Origin of the sequence: Streptomyces sp. NBC_00038, assembly GCF_026343635.1 — a bacterium.
In the GTDB taxonomy this organism is placed as follows: domain Bacteria; phylum Actinomycetota; class Actinomycetes; order Streptomycetales; family Streptomycetaceae; genus Streptomyces.
Map to the genome: position 1 here is coordinate 1,246,011 of NZ_JAPELQ010000001.1, position 14,984 is coordinate 1,260,994.

The following is a 14,984-nucleotide window of genomic DNA, read 5'->3' on the forward strand; positions in this document are numbered from 1 at the left end:
GGGCTGCTCCCGTGACCCCGGGGTGGGGTCACGGGAGTCCCGTGGCAGGTCAGCGCACCACGTCCGTGTGTACCAGGTACCCGGCCAGCTCGGACCTCGACCGCACCCCGAGTTTCCGGTAGACGCGCGTCAGATGGGCCTCCACGGTCTTGCGCGACACGAACAGGGCGGCGGCGGCCTCACCGTTGCTCAGCCCGTCTCCGACGGCCAGCGCCACCTGCAGTTCCTGGGCGGTGAGCCGGTCGATCCGCGGTTCCGGTGCCCGTGTGTCGGCGGCCCGGTGACCGGCCGCGGCTAGTTCCACGGCCGCCCGGGACCGCCAGGAGCTCGCGCCGAGGCCGGCGAAGGCCAGTTGAGAGGCAAGGAGCAGCCCCCGGGCCGCCTTGGGCCGCCGGAAACGGCGCAGCAGCTCGCCGCACACCAGCTGGGTCCGCGCCAGCTCGAAGGTCATCTCCTCGCGCACATGGACGCGTTCAGCGGTCCCGAGCCATCCCTGTGCCTCGTCCGCGGACCCGGAGAGCATGATCCTGCAGTGCGCGTGGGCGGCCGCCGGCCAGGCGAGTCCCGTGGACCGGGCCAGGCCCTCGATCCAGCCGGCGAGCCGGACCGCGCTGTCCCGTTCTCCGGTCCGGACGTACGCCTCGGCGAGCTCCGTCAGGAACGGCATCAGGTTGGGGTTGCCGAGTCCCATCTCGTCCGCGAGTGACAGGGCTCGTTCCAGATGCCCGGCAGCCGCCTGCGGCTCCCCTCCGGTGAGCGCCGCCGAGCCCAGCGCCGCCTGGGCGAAGACTTCAAGGCCGCGCACCTTGCCGCAGTACCGCTCGTAGGCCGCGATACGGTCCTCACAACCCGCCCGGTCGCCGCGCAGGCCGTCGAGTCGCGCCATCAGGAGCAGTGCGTACCCGGTCATCGCCCGGTGCCCGAGTTCCTGGGCCCAGCGCAGGGCTTCGGCCCCGGCGGCCCTGGCCATCGGCCAGCGGCTCCACGACGTCACCTCGCACCGACCGACCAGGGCGTACGGCAGCAGGGCGGGAACCCCGTCGCGCCTGGCGCCGTCGATGACCGCGTCGAGCACCGCCGTCGCCGCCTCCCTCTCGTCCACCCAGGAGAGCGCCTGGCCGATCTGCACGGCCAACTGCTGCTCCTCCAAAGGCCAGTTGCCGTGCAGCGCCGCCCGTCCGGCCAGTAACAGCCCGCGCCCCTCGGGCACTTTCCCGGCAAGCGCCAGCGCGCAGCCCCGCATCACGTTGGAGAGGTGCCGGGACGAGCGCGTACTCGACTCCTCACCGGCCTCTTCTTCGAGGATGTCGGCCAGGGCCGCGGATCGCGCCGAGGTGTCCACCGCCCGGTCGATCCGGCCGTCCATCGTCGCGGGCAGGGTGGCCGCCCCGTACAAAGCGCAGGCTCGGAAGCGGTCCACCGGTTCCACCGCCTCGGCCGCGGCCACCAGGGAGCGGTGGGCCCGGCCGGGATCGCCGAGCCAGCCGCAGGCCTGGCCACGCAGCAGCTCGATATCGGCGGTCAACCGTACGTCCTCGCTCCAACGCAGGGCCTGTTCACACCAGTCGACGGCATCGCGGGAGGCTCCTCCGTAGAAGGCGTCCCTCGCCGCGTTGAGCAGGCGCTCCGCCCGGTCGGCGGCGGAGGGCGACAGTTCCGCGGCGCGGTGCCAGGCGTGTGCCGCGGCACCGAGTGCACCGCGGCGACGGGATCGTTCGGCCGCGTCCGCCAGTGCCGAGGCCACCGTCTCGTCGGGACCGGGCGCGGCGGAGGCGAGGTACCACGTCCTCACCTCCCCGGCCGAGAGATCCGCCAACGTCCGGTACGCGCGCAGCCGTTGGGCGACCGAGCAGTGCCTGAACACCAGGGGCCGGAGCACCGGATGGCGCAGTTCGTAGCCGTGGTCCAGAGCCCGGATCAGCCCGCTCTCCTCGGCCTCGTCGAGGGTGCCGAGCGAAAGCCCGTTCACGGCCAACGCCCTTTCCAACAGGGCGATTTCGGGGACGCGGCAGGCCGCGACGTACAGCAGGGCGGTACGTGTCTGAGGGGACAGGGTCCGCATCCGTCCCCACCATGCGCGTTCGACCATCGGCCCCGGCATCTCCCAGGCCGTGTCCGCCAGTTCGTCGCCGCGTTTCCTCGCGTCCTGCAGGGCCGCCGCGTACTCCACCAGGACCAGCGGATTCCCCGAGCTGAGCCGGACCAGGCGGGTGACCGCGGGCTCCTCGGGGTCGACTCCGCCACGCTCCAGCAGTCGCAGGCAGTCGTCCTCCTGCAGCGGCGCGATGGTCAGCCGGGGTACGTCCTCCCAGGTGACGTCGTCGTCGGAAGCCGGACGTGCGGCCATCACCAGGGCCACCCGCTCGGTGGCGAGACGGCGTGCGACGAACTGGAGGGCCCGTCGCGACGAAGGGTCCGACCAGTGCAGGTCGTCCACGAGAAGTACCAGCGGCTCGGCCTCCCCCGCGGCGGCGAGCACACCCAGCGTCCCGACGCACACGGCGTACGGATTCGGCTCATCGGCCTCCATCAAGGCGAAGCACGTTTCCAGCGCTCTGCGCTGGGTCGACGGCAGTTCGGCGAAGTGCGACCGAAGCGGCAGCAGGAGGTCGGCGAGCACGGTGTAGGGCAGTACGGCCTCCGACTCCACCCCGCGCGTCCGCAGGACCCGTATCGCCTGCGACGCGACCCCACACGGGGGCTGGGCCCGAACCGCCTCCGACTCGACCCCGCGCTCGGGCAGGTTCCTGCCGCGTGCCCGCCAGGCGACATAGTCGAGCATGTTGGTCTTCCCGATGCCGGGGTCTCCCCGCAGCAGTAGCGCGGCCCCTCGATCGGGCAGCGAATCCAGCAATCCGTCCAGCAGCGCGCACTCCCGTTCGCGCCCGACCGGTACCCGCACCCCGTAGCCGTCCGCGACCCACTCTTCGCGGAGACCACCTCGCAGCGTCGGCTCCTTCATGATTCCCCCGTATGCGCGCCACCGCCGCGGCTCTGCGCGCCCGACCAGAATGCTCCCCTCGCGTCGGTCACCGGGAGTCACCGGCAGCCGTTCATCCCGCTCTACGCCATCCGGCGGATGCCCTTGTCCCGCACGGAAGTTGGGGACTTCCCCGATGCGCGGCGGCCCGGGCACGCGGTGAGCTGTCGGAAGGTGCGTGCTCTGCGGAGGAGGCGTCTTGGTGGTTGCCCGAGGCCGGCTGGACGTCGTCGAGATCAAGGTGACCGTGTCCGCGGAGCAGGCGCGTCGCGCGGGGATCCGGGACGCGGTCCTGGGGCGGGGCCTGGACCGGCGGATCTGGTTCTGCGAGCAGTCCGGCGCCTGTCCCGCCCGCCTGCCGCTGCTGGACTCCGGCGTCATCCTGCGCCTGCGTGAGACACGGGGACGGCCCGACGACACCACCGTGCGGCTGCGCCCGTGCCGTCCCTCCCTGCTGACCGCCGACTGGTCCACACCGAGGGACACCGGAATCGACCGGCTGGACTTCGCATCGGACTGGTCCGGCGAGGGACGGATGCTCTCCGTGTCCGTCAACGCCCGCCACCCGGCAGGTACGGTGGCGCGCGCCCTGGCCCGAAGCGGTCCGCCGGACGCGCTGTTCACCGACACCCAGCGGAGCTTCCTCGCCCACTGCGCGAACGGTCCGGTGCCACTCGGCCGACTGACCGCCCTGGGCCCGGTGGACGCACGCTGGTGGCCCTCCGTCATCTGGTCCCATATGCCGCTCGCCGTCGAGCGCTGGGTGGCGACTTCCCCGTCAGGGGCGCGTCTGGACGTCGTCGAACTCTCCCGCCGTGTCGGACGTCAAGGCGCGGAGATAGCCCAACTCGTCCTGGAGAGCGGCCTGCGCCGACGCGGCGTCGACCCGGCGGACTGCGAACAGGGGTCCAAGACCAGACGCGTCCTCGAACTACTCACGGCGACACCGTAGAGGGTCCCCGAAGGTCAACACCGGCTCGCGCAACGCCTGCTGTTGGGGTGATCCGGTCAGCCCCTGCGCCGCAGCCGCGCCGACAGATGGTGCTGCAGCGGCTGGCCGACCGCCTCGAGGTCGTGGTCGAACGTGAGCGTGCCGTCGTCGGTCAGCGTGTAGCGGCGGCGGGTGGCGCTGACCTTCTTGGCGGTGGGGGCGACGGCCACCTCGTGGGTGGAGAGGTCGACCGTGTCGCCGGTCGCACGCCCGACCATGATTTCCGCGATGCCGGTGGGCTGGGTGATCAATGCCTCCACCCGGCCGTCGGGCTGAAGCCGCCACCAGCCGCTCTCCCGGGCCGACGGACGCAGCGGCGCGTCATCGGCGTCCAGCAGCCAGGCCCGGGCCTCGTAACGCAGGAAGGGACGGCCGTCGTGACTGAAGGTGACCTCCTGCGCGTACGAGAAGTCCCCGGTCAGCGTCGGGTAGCCGCCCTGGCCCCTGCCGTGCCAGACGCCCAGCAGGCCGAGCACGGGCTCCAGCAGTGCGTGCGGTGCGGGCGCCTCGTCCGGTCGGTGACCGTCGGGGTACGGGTAGTCCTGTGCGGGGTCGAACACGCTGTGCGCTCCTGGGGTCGATGCGGGGGCCGGGGGCCGGGTGGAAGCCTAGGCTGCCGATCGGAACCTCAGGGGTTCAACCGTCCGCGCCGAAGCGGCTGCCGGTGATTTCTCCGTCCTCCGTGCTCGCCGCGGCGACACAGCGGAAGACCCGCAGACCGTCCGCCCATTGCTCGGCGGACGGCGGAATTATGTCGGCCCTCCACTCCACGGTCACCTCCCGGCCCGCGCCCGACCGGGACTTGAGCATGACGTCCTGCGAGCACAGCGACCGCACGTCGGGGTGCTTGATCAGGTCCCGGGCGTTGTTCGTCATCCCGTCCTTGGGCAGCGGGGCGATGGCGAAGGTCTCCCAAACGTGTTTCACCTGGCAGTCCGCGCGGCTGACCGTGATGGTCCCCGAGATGTCCGTGATGCCGCTCCAGCACTCCGGGGTCATGACACACCTGCCGCCCAGCCCCTCGACCGCTGCGGCCGGGCAGTCCTGCGCGCTGGTCGACACCCCGCCGAACCCGGCGTTCCCCGCGGTGCTCGCGCCGTTGGACGGAGTCAGGGTCGTGGAGGCATCAGGGGCGTCCGACTCCCCGTTCTGGTAGTTGATCACAGTGACCGACACGCTCACCGAGACCGCCACCGCCGCCAGCACGGCGATCAGCCTGGGGCGGTTTCTGTTCGGCTTCGCTTCGCCCGACCCCGTGACGGTGGCCGTCGGGCCCGCCCCGTCCGGCCGATCGGGCAGACCGGGAGCCACCGTTGGGGGGACGGAGTCCTGAAGGGGGTAGTGCGACGGCGCGGCGTCCCGCTCGGCGGGGACCGTGGCGGTCGTGGGGCGAGCCTGTGCGAAGCCGCTCCGAGGGACGGTGCCGGTGTTCACGGCGGCGAGGGCGTCACGCAGCACGCCGGCGTCGGAGATCCGGTACGCCGGGTCCACCGCCAGGGCGTGTCTGAGGATCTCGTTGAGCCCGGTCGGCACTCCTGGCAGGTCGGGGTAAGGCCAGGTGTGACGCACGATCAGCTCGGCGAGACTGAGCTGACTGCCGTCCTCGGGGAAGTGCGGAGGGCGGCCGAGGAGCAGGGCGTAGACCGTCGCGGCGAGTGAGTACACATCGCCGGCCTGGGCCGGTTCGGCCATGTGGAAGGCCTCGGGCGGCGCGTACGCCGGCGTCAACGCCTCCCGGGTGACCGAGAGTTCCCGGTCGGGCCGGGGCATGGCGGCCAGTCCGAAGTCGGTGAGGGCGACCCCGCCGTACCGGTTGATCATGATGTTGCCCGGTTTGATGTCGCGGTGGAGCACCCCGGCGGCGTGGGCCGCGGCCACCGCGTCGGCTATGCCCACGCCGATGTCGCAGGCCTCCTTGACGGACAGCGGTCCGTAGCGGTGCAGGCGGTCGCCCAGCGAGCCGCCGGGACACAACTCCAGCACCATGTACGGGCGGTTGTCGCCGAGTACCCCGGCGTCGTACACGGACACCACATGCGGGTGCCCGGACAACTGGCCGGCCGCGGTGACCTCCCGCATGAATCGCTGCCGGTCCCGGGGCGAGGCCAGCATTCTGCTGTCGACCTTGAGCGCCACCTCGCGGCCCACGGCGAGTTGGGACGCCCGGTACACCGTGGCGAAACCGCCCTGACCCAGGACCTCCTGGATCTCGTAGCCGGCCAGTTCCAGTCGTTCGAACCCCATCGTGCCGTCATCCCCCAGCGCGAAAACACCCGCGGCAGAGTGCCTGACCGGGGACGCGCCGACTCTAGCGGAGGCCTCCGACAACCGGTGCGAATCCGTCCGGTCCGCCGCCGAGGCCGAGCGCCTGCGGTCACTGCGCTGCGCGCCTACGAATGGGCGAGGCATTCCGCTTCAGCGACCTGGTCCCGCTGGTCCCGTGTCCGCTGCACGATGCGAACGTGGGTGAAACACGCACACTCGGCCCCCGAACTATGGTGTCCCACCACATGTGCCGTTGACCTGCTGCTTTCTACCTTGTGCCGGTACGTACACGTCCCCGCCCAACGCCTGGAAGTGGTGCACATGGCCCCCGCAGCAACCGCTCCCCCACCACCGGCCAGCCTCAAGCGCATCGTCGCCGCGAGCCTGATCGGCACCACCATCGAGTGGTACGACTTCTTCCTCTATGGCTCGGCAGCCGCGCTCGTCTTCAACAAGCTGTTCTTCCCCGGCTCCGACCCGCTCGTCGGCACCTTGCTGTCCTTCCTGACGTACGCCGTGGGGTTCGCGGCCCGGCCGCTGGGCGCGCTCGTCTTCGGGCACTTCGGCGACCGGCTCGGCCGTAAGAAGCTGCTGGTGCTGAGCCTGCTGCTGATGGGCGGGGCCACGTTCGCGATCGGTCTGCTGCCCACACACGCGACCATCGGCGCGGCGGCGCCGGTGCTGCTCACCGTTCTGCGGCTGGTGCAGGGCTTCGCGCTCGGCGGGGAGTGGGGCGGCGCCGTCCTGCTGGTGTCCGAGCACGGTGACGCGAAGCGCCGCGGATTCTGGGCCTCATGGCCGCAGACGGGGGCGCCCGCCGGACAGCTTCTGGCGACCGGTGTGCTCTCGCTGCTGACCGCCACACTGTCGGACGCCGCCTTCGTCTCCTGGGGCTGGCGCATTCCGTTCCTGCTCTCCGGCGTCCTGGTGATCGTCGGTTTGTGGATACGTCTGTCTGTCGATGAATCACCAGTTTTCAAGCAGGCGTTGGCGCAGGCCCAGGCCCGCAGGGCGGAGCGGCCGGACGACGTGGAGAAGCTGCCGCTGGTCTCCGTGCTACGTCATCACTGGCGTGACGTGCTGGTCGCGATGGGTGCCCGCATGGCGGAGAACATCAGCTACTACGTGATCACCGCCTTCATCCTCGTGTACGCCACCACGTCGGCCGGCGTCTCCAAACAGACGGCACTCAACGCCGTACTCATCGCGTCCGCCGTGCACTTCGCCGTCATCCCGGCCTGGGGCGCACTCTCGGACCGGGTGGGCCGCAGGCCCGTCTATCTGCTGGGCGCCGCCGGAATCGGCCTGTGGATGTTCCCGTTCTTCTCCCTCATCGACACCGGCGGCTTCGGGAACATGGTCCTCGCCGTCACCGTGGGCCTGGTGCTGCACGGCGCCATGTACGCGCCCCAGGCCGCCTTCTTCTCCGAGATGTTCGCGACGCGGATGCGCTACTCCGGTGCCTCCATCGGCGCCCAGTTCGCCTCCGTCGCGGCGGGCGCGCCCGCACCGCTCATCGCGACCGCGCTCCTTTCCGACTACGGCAGTTCCACTCCGATCGCGCTGTACGTGATCGGGGCGGTCGTGGTGACACTGATCGCGGTGGGAGTCGCCAAGGAGACGCGGCACCGCGACCTGGCGGACGTGGAGCCCTCACCGGCGGAGTTGCCGACGACAGCCCGGACAGTGGACGCGCGTACGTCGTGATCCCCGCCCCGAACCGACCCCCGTCGCCCGAGTGCGTGCGGGGGTCGAGGCCGTGCGGCTCAGTGCGGTGCGGTGGACGACAACCGGTGCAGCCGCAAGGCGAGTTGAATCTCCAGGGCGCGGCCGGGGCTCTGCCAGTCGTCCCCGAGCAGTCGGCCCACTCGCTCCAGCCGCTGCGCGACCGTGTTCACGTGCACATGCAGGTCGTCCTTGGTCCGTGCCGGACTCATGCCGCACGCGAAGTAGGCGTCGAGGGTGCGCAGCAGGTCGGTGCCGCGTCGTTCGTCGTACGCGACGACCTGGCCGACGGTGCGTTCGACGAAGCCGGAGATGTCGCGGTCGCCGGCGAGCAGCAGCCCCAGGAACCCGAAGTCCTCGGCGGCGGCGCCGTCTCCGGCTCGGCCGAGCAGGCGCAGAGCGTCCAGGCAGCGCTGTCCCTCAGCGTAGGCCGCGGCCACCGCGCCCGGTCGGGCGGCGAGTTGCTGGACGAGCTGCTGGACGGGCGCGGAGGCGCCGACGGTGACCTTCTCGTGCACGGCGGTGCCGAGGTGCTTGGCCGTGCGACGGGCCAGGTCCGTCGCGGTGTCGCCGGAGCGGAGGGGCAGCAGCAGGACGGTGCCGCCGTCGCGGGCCGCGGCGAGTCCGTGCCGGGTGGTGGCGAGATGGGAGGCGGCGGACCACAGGCGTCTGCGGGCGGCCGCCTCCTGGTCGGCGTCGGCGGCCGGTGCCTCTAGCCGGGCGGCCAGCACCACATGGGTCCCGTCTAGGTCGGCGTGCAGTCGGGCGGCACGCTCGCGCAACAGGCGCGGGTCGCGGTCGCGGTCGTCCAGGAGGTCGTCCAACAGCTCGCCGCGGACGCGCTGTTCGGCCTCGGAGGCCGAGCGTCTGGCGAGCAGCAGGAGTGAGGTGACCATCGCGGCGCGTTCCAGGGTGCGTTGGTCGACGGGGTCGAGTCCCGGATGGCCGCGGAGCACCAGCGCGCCGAGCAGCTCGCCTCCGGCCGCCACGGCGGCGACCCAGTCGTATCCGTGTCGCACCGCGTGGCCCTCGGCCCGGGATGTCTCCAGGGCGGTGGCGGGTGCGGCGCCGGACTCGGCGAACTCGACCGTGCCGTCGAGGACTTCGGACACCGCGGCGGCCACGTCGTGGACTCCCCCACCGCGCAGCACGAGTTCGGCGAGCCGGTCGTGGACGTCGGACGCGCGCTCGATCACTCCGCTGCGATCGCGGATGATCTCGTTGGCACGGCCCAGGCGGTCGAGAGCCGAGCGGGTCTCCGTGAGCCAGTTCGCCGTGTCGATGGCCGCGGCGGCGAGGGCGGCGAACGAACCGAGGAGGGCGATCTGCTCCCGCTCGAAGACCCGTGCGCGGCGGTCCGCGGCGAACAGCACGCCGATGACCTGGGGCCCGATCATGAGAGGCACACCGAGGATCGCGACCAGGCCTTCGTCCCGTACACCCGCGTCGATGGTCCGGGTGTGCTGGAACCGCTCGTCCTTGAAGTAGTCGTCGGTGACATAGGGGCGGGCGGTCTGCGCGACGAGCCCGCCGAGGCCCTCGCCCATACCGAGCCGCAACTGCTGGAAGCGCGCGGCGACGGAGCCCTCGGTGACTCTCATATAGGTGTCGCCCCTGCCCTCGTCGTTCAGGCTGAGATACGCGACGTCGGTGCCGAGCAGCGACCGGGCCCGCTGCACGATCGCCTGCAGCACGGCGTCGAGATCGCGCAGGCCCGCCAGATCGTGGGCGGTCTCGAAGAGCGCGGAGAGCTCCGCCTCCCGGCGGCGCCGTCCCTCTATCTCCGAGCGCACACGCAGCGCGAGCAGTTTTGCCTGTTCGAGGGCGGCGACGCGCTCCGGCGGCCGGCCCTCCGCGCGGGCGAGCAGCACGGGCTGCTCGTAGGCGTCGGCGGACGCGCCTCTGGCCAGCAGCTCCAGAAACGGCGCCTCGACGCTGTCGGCGGCGGGCTCGGCGGACTGCGTGTGATCGCGGGACATGCTCCCAGGATCACCCATCGGCGGATCGACGCCGCCTGCCTGTGGATAACTCACGATGGGCACCCGTCACACCCGCTCAGTGAGCGGTCCAGCCGCCGTCCAGCGCCAAGGACGTACCGGTGATGAAGGACGCCTGCGGCCCGCACAGATACGCGACCGCCTCGGCGACCTCCTCGGGTTCGATGAGCCGCTTGACCGCGCTGTCCTGGAGCAGCACTTCGGCGAGCACCCGCTCCTCCGGGATCCCATGGGCCCGTGCCTGGTCGGCGAGCTGCTTCTCGACCAGGGGGGTCCGCACATAGGCGGGGTTCACACAGTTCGAGGTGACTCCATGGGGAGCGCCTTCCAGGGCGGCGGTTTTGGAGAGCCCTTCCAAGCCATGTTTTGCGGCTACATACGCCGACTTGAACGCCGATGCGCGCAGCCCATGGACGGACGACACATTGACGATGCGGCCCCAGCCCTGCCCGTACATATGGGGCAGGGCGCCGCGGATGAGCCGGAACGGTGCCTCCAGCATCACGGTGAGCACGGTGTGGAAGACGTCGGGCGGGAACTCCTCGATGGGGCGGACCAGTTGCAGCCCTGCGTTGTTCACGAGGATGTCGGTGCCCTCGGCGGCCTGCTCCGCCGCGTCGAGGTCGGTGAGGTCGAGGACGTGCGGCTCGACGGTGCCCGCGAGGCCCTGTGCCAGGTCGGCGAGGGTGTTCAGACCCGCGGTGTCCCGGTCGACCGCTTTCACCTTGGCCCCGGCTGCGGCGAGCCGCAGCGCGCAGGCACGGCCGATACCGCCGGCGGCACCGGTGACGAGGGCGGTACGGCCACCGTGGTCGAGTGCGGAGGCTGGGGTGCCCGGGTGGGGGCTGGGCGAGGTCATGTCCCGACCCTAAGCAGCACCCCAGCCCCGACCGATGTGGTCACCCCACACACTTCACACTCAGGTCGTAGGGTCGAACCATGTGGGTGCGTCGGACAGTGCCTGCTTGATCCGAAGCTGGCAGAACTCGTTCAGCTCCGGCAGGGCGTCCACGTCGAACCAGCCGACGTCCAGCGACTCGTCGTCGTTGACACGGGCCTCTCCACCGACAGCCCGGCACCGGAACGTGATGTCCATGTACTGGCAGATGTCGCCGTTCTCGTAGGTCACCGGCGCAAGGGCCTGGACGAGCACGACGCGTTCGACGACGCATCGCACCGCCGTCTCCTCGAAGACCTCCCGCACCGCTGCGGCAGCGGGCTGCTCCCCCGGGTCGGGGATGCCACCGATCACCGACCACTTGCGTGTGTCGGTGCGGCGCCCCAGCAGCACTCTGCCCGCGTCGTCGAAGACGATGGCGGTGACTCCGGGCAGCCAGAGCAGCTGTTGGCCGGCGGTGGCCCGGATCGTGTGGATGAAGTCAGGAGTAGCCATGCACCGACCCTAACGGCCCTGTTCCGCAGCTCCGTTGCGGTACGGGAACGCCACGCTAAACGCTGGTGTCGCGTCGTCCGCGCACCGTCGTCGCCACCGCCCAGCCGAGCCCGCCCGCCGCGACCAGCACCAGGAGCATCTCGGGAAGGATCCCGAGCCGCGTGGCAGGGGTCTCCGAGGAGCGCAGCGGCACCTCCTGGACGAGCGAGTCCGCCACGAACATCCCGGTCTTCTGGGTGATCTTCCCGTCCGGCATGATGATGGCGCTGACGCCGCTGGTCACCGGCACCGTGACGGTGCGGCTGTGCTCCACGGCACGGACGCGGGACATGGCGAGCTGCTGGTAGGTCATCTCGCTGCGGTCGAAGGTCGCGTTGTTGCTGGGCACCGAGATCATCTGGGCGCCGTCCGTGACGGTGTCCCGCACGGCCCAGTCGAAGGCGGCCTCGTAGCAGGTGGCGAGGCCGACCTTGGTGCCGTCCATGGTGAACACGCCCGCCTTGGTGCCACGGCTGAAGTCCTGGCTGACCATGGAAGTCCAGTTGCTGTTGATGGCCCCGATGAGCGAACGCAGCGGGAGGTACTCGCCGAACGGCTGGACCTGCCGCTTGTCGTACGTGTCGACCGCGCCCTTGTCCGGGTCCCACAGGATCTGCTCGTTGTAGAGCTTGCCGTCCCGCTCGACGACACCGCCGACCGAGATGGGGGCGCCGATCGCCTTGGCCGCGGCGTCGATCACGGCGCGCGCGTCGGGGTTGGTGAACGGGTCGATGTCCGAGGAGTTCTCCGGCCACAGCACGAAGTCGGGCTGGGCGACCTTGCCCGCCTTGACCTCGGCGGCCAGCCGCTCGGTCTCCCGCGCGTGGTAGTCGAGAACGGCACGTCGCTGGGCGTTGAACTCCAGCCCCGCACGCGGCACATTGCCCTGGATGACCGCGACGGTCGCCGTGCCGTCCTCGGCCTTGTCACTCACCAGGGACCGCGCGGCGAGCGCCCCCGCCACGGGGACGACGACGCTGAGCAGTGCCACGGCGGCGGCACCGCGCCGTACGACCCGGGTACGGCGGCCTTCGAGAACCAGGCGCACGACCTCGTACAGCCCGAAGCCACAGAGCACGACCCCGAAACCGAGCACCGGAGTTCCGCCCACCGCGGCGAGCGGAAGGAAGACACCGTCCGCCTGCCCGAACGCGATCTTCCCCCAGGGGAACCCGCCGAACGGCACGCGCGCGCGTGCCGCCTCGCCCGCGATCCACAGCGTCGCCGCCCACAGAGGCCAGCCCGGCAGCCGGGAGACGGCGGTGATACCCGCGCCGACGAGTGCGACGAAGACCGATTCGGCGATGACGAGAGCGATCCACGGCCCGGGGCCGACCTCGACACCGGTCCACACGAGCAGCGGCAGCAGGAACCCGAGGCCGAACAGATAGCCGAGCCCGAGGCCCGCCTTCCAGGTGCGTCCGCGCAGCGTCCAGCCGAAGACCGCGAAAGCCGGAAGGGCCAGCCACCACAGAGTGCGCGGCGGGAAGCTGACGTACAGCAGCACGCCGGAGAGCACCGCGGTGGAGGCCGGAACGAGACGGCGGGCGAGTCTGGCCCCACGCGATACGGGCGCGGCCTGGGGTTCGAGCTGCTCCGGCTCGTCTACGGATGTCGCGGTGGCGGTCACTCCGGGAGTGTACGGCGCGTGACCTGGGCGCCGACAGCGCGGTCCGTCCCGTGGGAGCCGAGGACCCGGCGGAAAACCCCTGCCCGGCAGGGCGCTCCCCCTCGCATCTGCCGCAACGTTCCTGCGCAACTTGTCCACAAACTGGCGCATCACCCGTTACGGTGTGCCCGAGCCTCTGACGTGCGGCCGGAAGCGGCCTCGACGGCGGGGGCCCGTCACAGTCGGGGGGCGACGGGGTGGGGTCCACGGGGATGACTTCTGCGGCCGATCCCGCGGCCGCGGGCGACAGACGCAACGCTTCCGACGTCGCGGGCGTGATCGTGCTCGCGGCGTGCGCGATCTGGTCCTTGATCACGGCGGGCGCGCACGACGGCCGGCCCGAGGGCGTACTCCTGGCGATACTCGCCGTGGCAGCCGGTTACGCCTCGGGACGGATCCTCGGGGCGCTGCTGCCGGTCGCCGCGCCCTGTGCGGGGGCGCTCGCCGGACTCGGCCTCGCGGTCACCGCCCCGCACACCACTCCCGGCCCGCAGATCACCTCGCCGCTCGGACACAGTGGCGCCACGGCCGCGCTGCTGGCCCTCTCCGTCGGAGCCGCCTGCTGCGCGGCCTGGGCCGCCCGCCCACTGGTGCTGCGCCTCGCGCTGCGGCTGCTGGCCGCCGGGATCGTGGTGACCGCGGCGGTACTGGCGTCGACCGCGGGACTCGTCATCTGCGCGGGGGTGCTGTTGTGCTCCCTCGCCGCCGCCCGCATGCGCCGCCGCGCCCTGGGACTGGCCGGCCTCGCGCTCACCACCGCTCTGGTGACGGGAACGTCCTGGGCGATCGCCGAGAACGTGCTGCCGGACGGCCTGACCGCCGCTCTGGAAGGCCCGCTCACCCAGCACCGGGTCCTGCTCTGGCGCGACGCGCTGCACCTGGCCCGCGAGTATCCGGCTTTCGGCGCAGGACCTGGGCGCTACGGGGAACTCGGCCCGACGGTCACGCAGTCGCTGCTGCCCGACGGCAAGCCCCACTCCGCGCCTCTGCAGCAGGCGGCCGAGCAGGGCGTGATCGGCTTGGCACTTCTTGCGGCGGTGTTCTGCTGGGTCCTGTACGCACTGTGGCGCACGCGGCGTCCCACACCGATCGCGCTCACAGCGGGCGCGGCCCTGACCGCACTGGCCGTCGTCGCGTCGGTCGGCAACGCTCTGAGCTTCACCACGGTCACGGCGGGCGCGGGTCTGCTGGCCGGGTTCGCCACGGCACGACCGCTGTCCGACGAGGTGCCGGATCTCATCATCGACGCGGGTGGGGTCCCCCCGGCAACCGCCTTCAGCCGCGACGCAGGCGACTGATCAGCCGTAGGGCAGGCGACCGGGTCAGAGCGCCGTGCCCGGCCTGGTCGCTCGCAGATGGTCGCGGATGATCCGTACGGCCGCCTCCGCGTTGTCCACCGTGATCGTGAACGTATGGCCGTCTCCGAGGAGGAGCACCACGCCCTCGCCACGCCGGACGATGACCGCGGTCCCCATCTCGGGCCGCCAGCGGTAGCCCCAGCCGCCCCATTGGCGGGGGGTGACCGAGGGCGCGAAGTCGGCGCCGACGACGTTCGAGAGCGGGATGCGGCGACGCGGCAGCCCTATGTGGCCGCAGCGCACTTCGAGGGAGTCCTTGTCGACCTTCACGGAGACATGCACGAACGCGAGCGTGCCGAACAGGATCAGCAGTCCTGCCGCGATGCAGCCGACGACGGACATGACGAGCGGGGCGCTGCCCGACGTCCACGCGGAGTCGACGGCCAGCTCGATGCCGAGCGCGATGCAGGCGGCCCCGCCGAGCGCGGGCAACCACTGGACGCGGTTGGTCGCGCGCCCCGTCCAGATGGCGGGGTGCGAGGTTTTTTTGCCGTGGGGGTGGTCCCTCATGCCAATGAGACTACTCAGGTTCCGCACTGCGGGCACTGGGTTGCGGAGCGTTACTGC

11 protein-coding genes are annotated in these 14,984 nt (G+C 71.4%); 3 read left to right on the plus strand and 8 right to left on the minus strand.

The annotated features are described in order from the left end of the window. Positions 1 to 49: 49 nt before the first annotated feature. On the minus strand, positions 50 to 2,962 hold the full coding sequence (locus OG219_RS05795; RefSeq protein ID WP_266823535.1) for an AAA family ATPase: 2,913 nt from the start codon (positions 2,960 to 2,962) through the stop codon (positions 50 to 52). A 217-nt stretch (positions 2,963 to 3,179) separates the two neighbouring features. On the opposite strand from OG219_RS05795, the gene OG219_RS05800 reads away from it, so the two are divergent. Next, complete coding sequence (locus OG219_RS05800; protein WP_266823537.1) at positions 3,180 to 3,932, plus strand: hypothetical protein; 753 nt, start codon at positions 3,180 to 3,182, stop codon at positions 3,930 to 3,932. A 56-nt stretch (positions 3,933 to 3,988) separates the two neighbouring features. On the opposite strand, the gene OG219_RS05805 is transcribed toward OG219_RS05800, so the two are convergent. Together OG219_RS05805 and OG219_RS05810 are read right to left on the minus strand one after the other, a co-directional pair. Beyond that, positions 3,989 to 4,531 carry an FABP family protein gene (locus OG219_RS05805; RefSeq protein ID WP_266823539.1) on the minus strand — a complete coding sequence of 181 codons (543 nt, stop codon included), beginning with the start codon at positions 4,529 to 4,531 and terminating at the stop codon, positions 3,989 to 3,991. Between the two features lie 76 nt (positions 4,532 to 4,607). Then, on the minus strand, positions 4,608 to 6,215 hold the full coding sequence (locus OG219_RS05810; protein WP_266823541.1) for a serine/threonine-protein kinase: 1,608 nt from the start codon (positions 6,213 to 6,215) through the stop codon (positions 4,608 to 4,610). A 342-nt stretch (positions 6,216 to 6,557) separates the two neighbouring features. Between OG219_RS05810 and OG219_RS05815 the strand changes: the two genes are divergently transcribed. Beyond that, entirely contained in the window at positions 6,558 to 7,943 is a 1,386-nt protein-coding gene (locus tag OG219_RS05815) for an MFS transporter (RefSeq protein WP_266823543.1), read from the plus strand. 59 nt (positions 7,944 to 8,002) lie between these two features. Here the strand turns inward: OG219_RS05815 and OG219_RS05820 are convergent, their stop codons facing one another. From OG219_RS05820 to lnt, 4 genes are all read right to left on the minus strand, one after another. Next, positions 8,003 to 9,940: a GAF domain-containing protein gene (locus tag OG219_RS05820; RefSeq protein ID WP_266823545.1), complete on the minus strand. Its 1,938-nt coding sequence runs from the start codon at positions 9,938 to 9,940 to the stop codon at positions 8,003 to 8,005. 76 nt (positions 9,941 to 10,016) lie between these two features. Continuing rightward, on the minus strand, positions 10,017 to 10,817 hold the full coding sequence (locus OG219_RS05825) for a 3-hydroxybutyrate dehydrogenase (RefSeq protein WP_266823547.1): 801 nt from the start codon (positions 10,815 to 10,817) through the stop codon (positions 10,017 to 10,019). Positions 10,818 to 10,877: 60 nt separating this feature from the next. Next, positions 10,878 to 11,351 (minus strand): NUDIX domain-containing protein, encoded by a 474-nt coding sequence (locus tag OG219_RS05830; protein WP_266823549.1) that lies wholly within the window; start codon positions 11,349 to 11,351, stop codon positions 10,878 to 10,880. Positions 11,352 to 11,406: 55 nt separating this feature from the next. Beyond that, on the minus strand, positions 11,407 to 13,020 hold the full coding sequence (gene lnt, locus OG219_RS05835; protein ID WP_266823551.1) for an apolipoprotein N-acyltransferase: 1,614 nt from the start codon (positions 13,018 to 13,020) through the stop codon (positions 11,407 to 11,409). A gap of 251 nt (positions 13,021 to 13,271) precedes the next feature. Between lnt and OG219_RS05840 the strand changes: the two genes are divergently transcribed. Then, the gene (locus OG219_RS05840) at positions 13,272 to 14,357 is read left to right on the plus strand and encodes an O-antigen ligase (RefSeq protein WP_266823553.1); all 1,086 of its coding nucleotides are present in this window, start codon (positions 13,272 to 13,274) and stop codon (positions 14,355 to 14,357) included. 24 nt (positions 14,358 to 14,381) lie between these two features. Here the strand turns inward: OG219_RS05840 and OG219_RS05845 are convergent, their stop codons facing one another. Continuing rightward, positions 14,382 to 14,927, minus strand: coding sequence for a hypothetical protein (locus OG219_RS05845; protein WP_266823555.1), 546 nt, complete (start codon positions 14,925 to 14,927; stop codon positions 14,382 to 14,384). Positions 14,928 to 14,984: the final 57 nt, after the last annotated feature.

Coding starts and splice junctions, on each gene's coding strand:
- OG219_RS05795 (WP_266823535.1), bottom strand. CDS start 2,962: ATGAAGGAGCCGACGCTGCGAGGTGGTCTCCGCGAAGAGTGGGTCGCG.
- OG219_RS05810 (WP_266823541.1), bottom strand. CDS start 6,215: ATGGGGTTCGAACGACTGGAACTGGCCGGCTACGAGATCCAGGAGGTC.
- OG219_RS05815 (WP_266823543.1), top strand. CDS start 6,558: ATGGCCCCCGCAGCAACCGCTCCCCCACCACCGGCCAGCCTCAAGCGC.
- OG219_RS05820 (WP_266823545.1), bottom strand. CDS start 9,940: ATGTCCCGCGATCACACGCAGTCCGCCGAGCCCGCCGCCGACAGCGTC.
- OG219_RS05825 (WP_266823547.1), bottom strand. CDS start 10,817: ATGACCTCGCCCAGCCCCCACCCGGGCACCCCAGCCTCCGCACTCGAC.
- OG219_RS05830 (WP_266823549.1), bottom strand. CDS start 11,351: ATGGCTACTCCTGACTTCATCCACACGATCCGGGCCACCGCCGGCCAA.
- OG219_RS05840 (WP_266823553.1), top strand. CDS start 13,272: ATGACTTCTGCGGCCGATCCCGCGGCCGCGGGCGACAGACGCAACGCT.
- OG219_RS05845 (WP_266823555.1), bottom strand. CDS start 14,927: ATGAGGGACCACCCCCACGGCAAAAAAACCTCGCACCCCGCCATCTGG.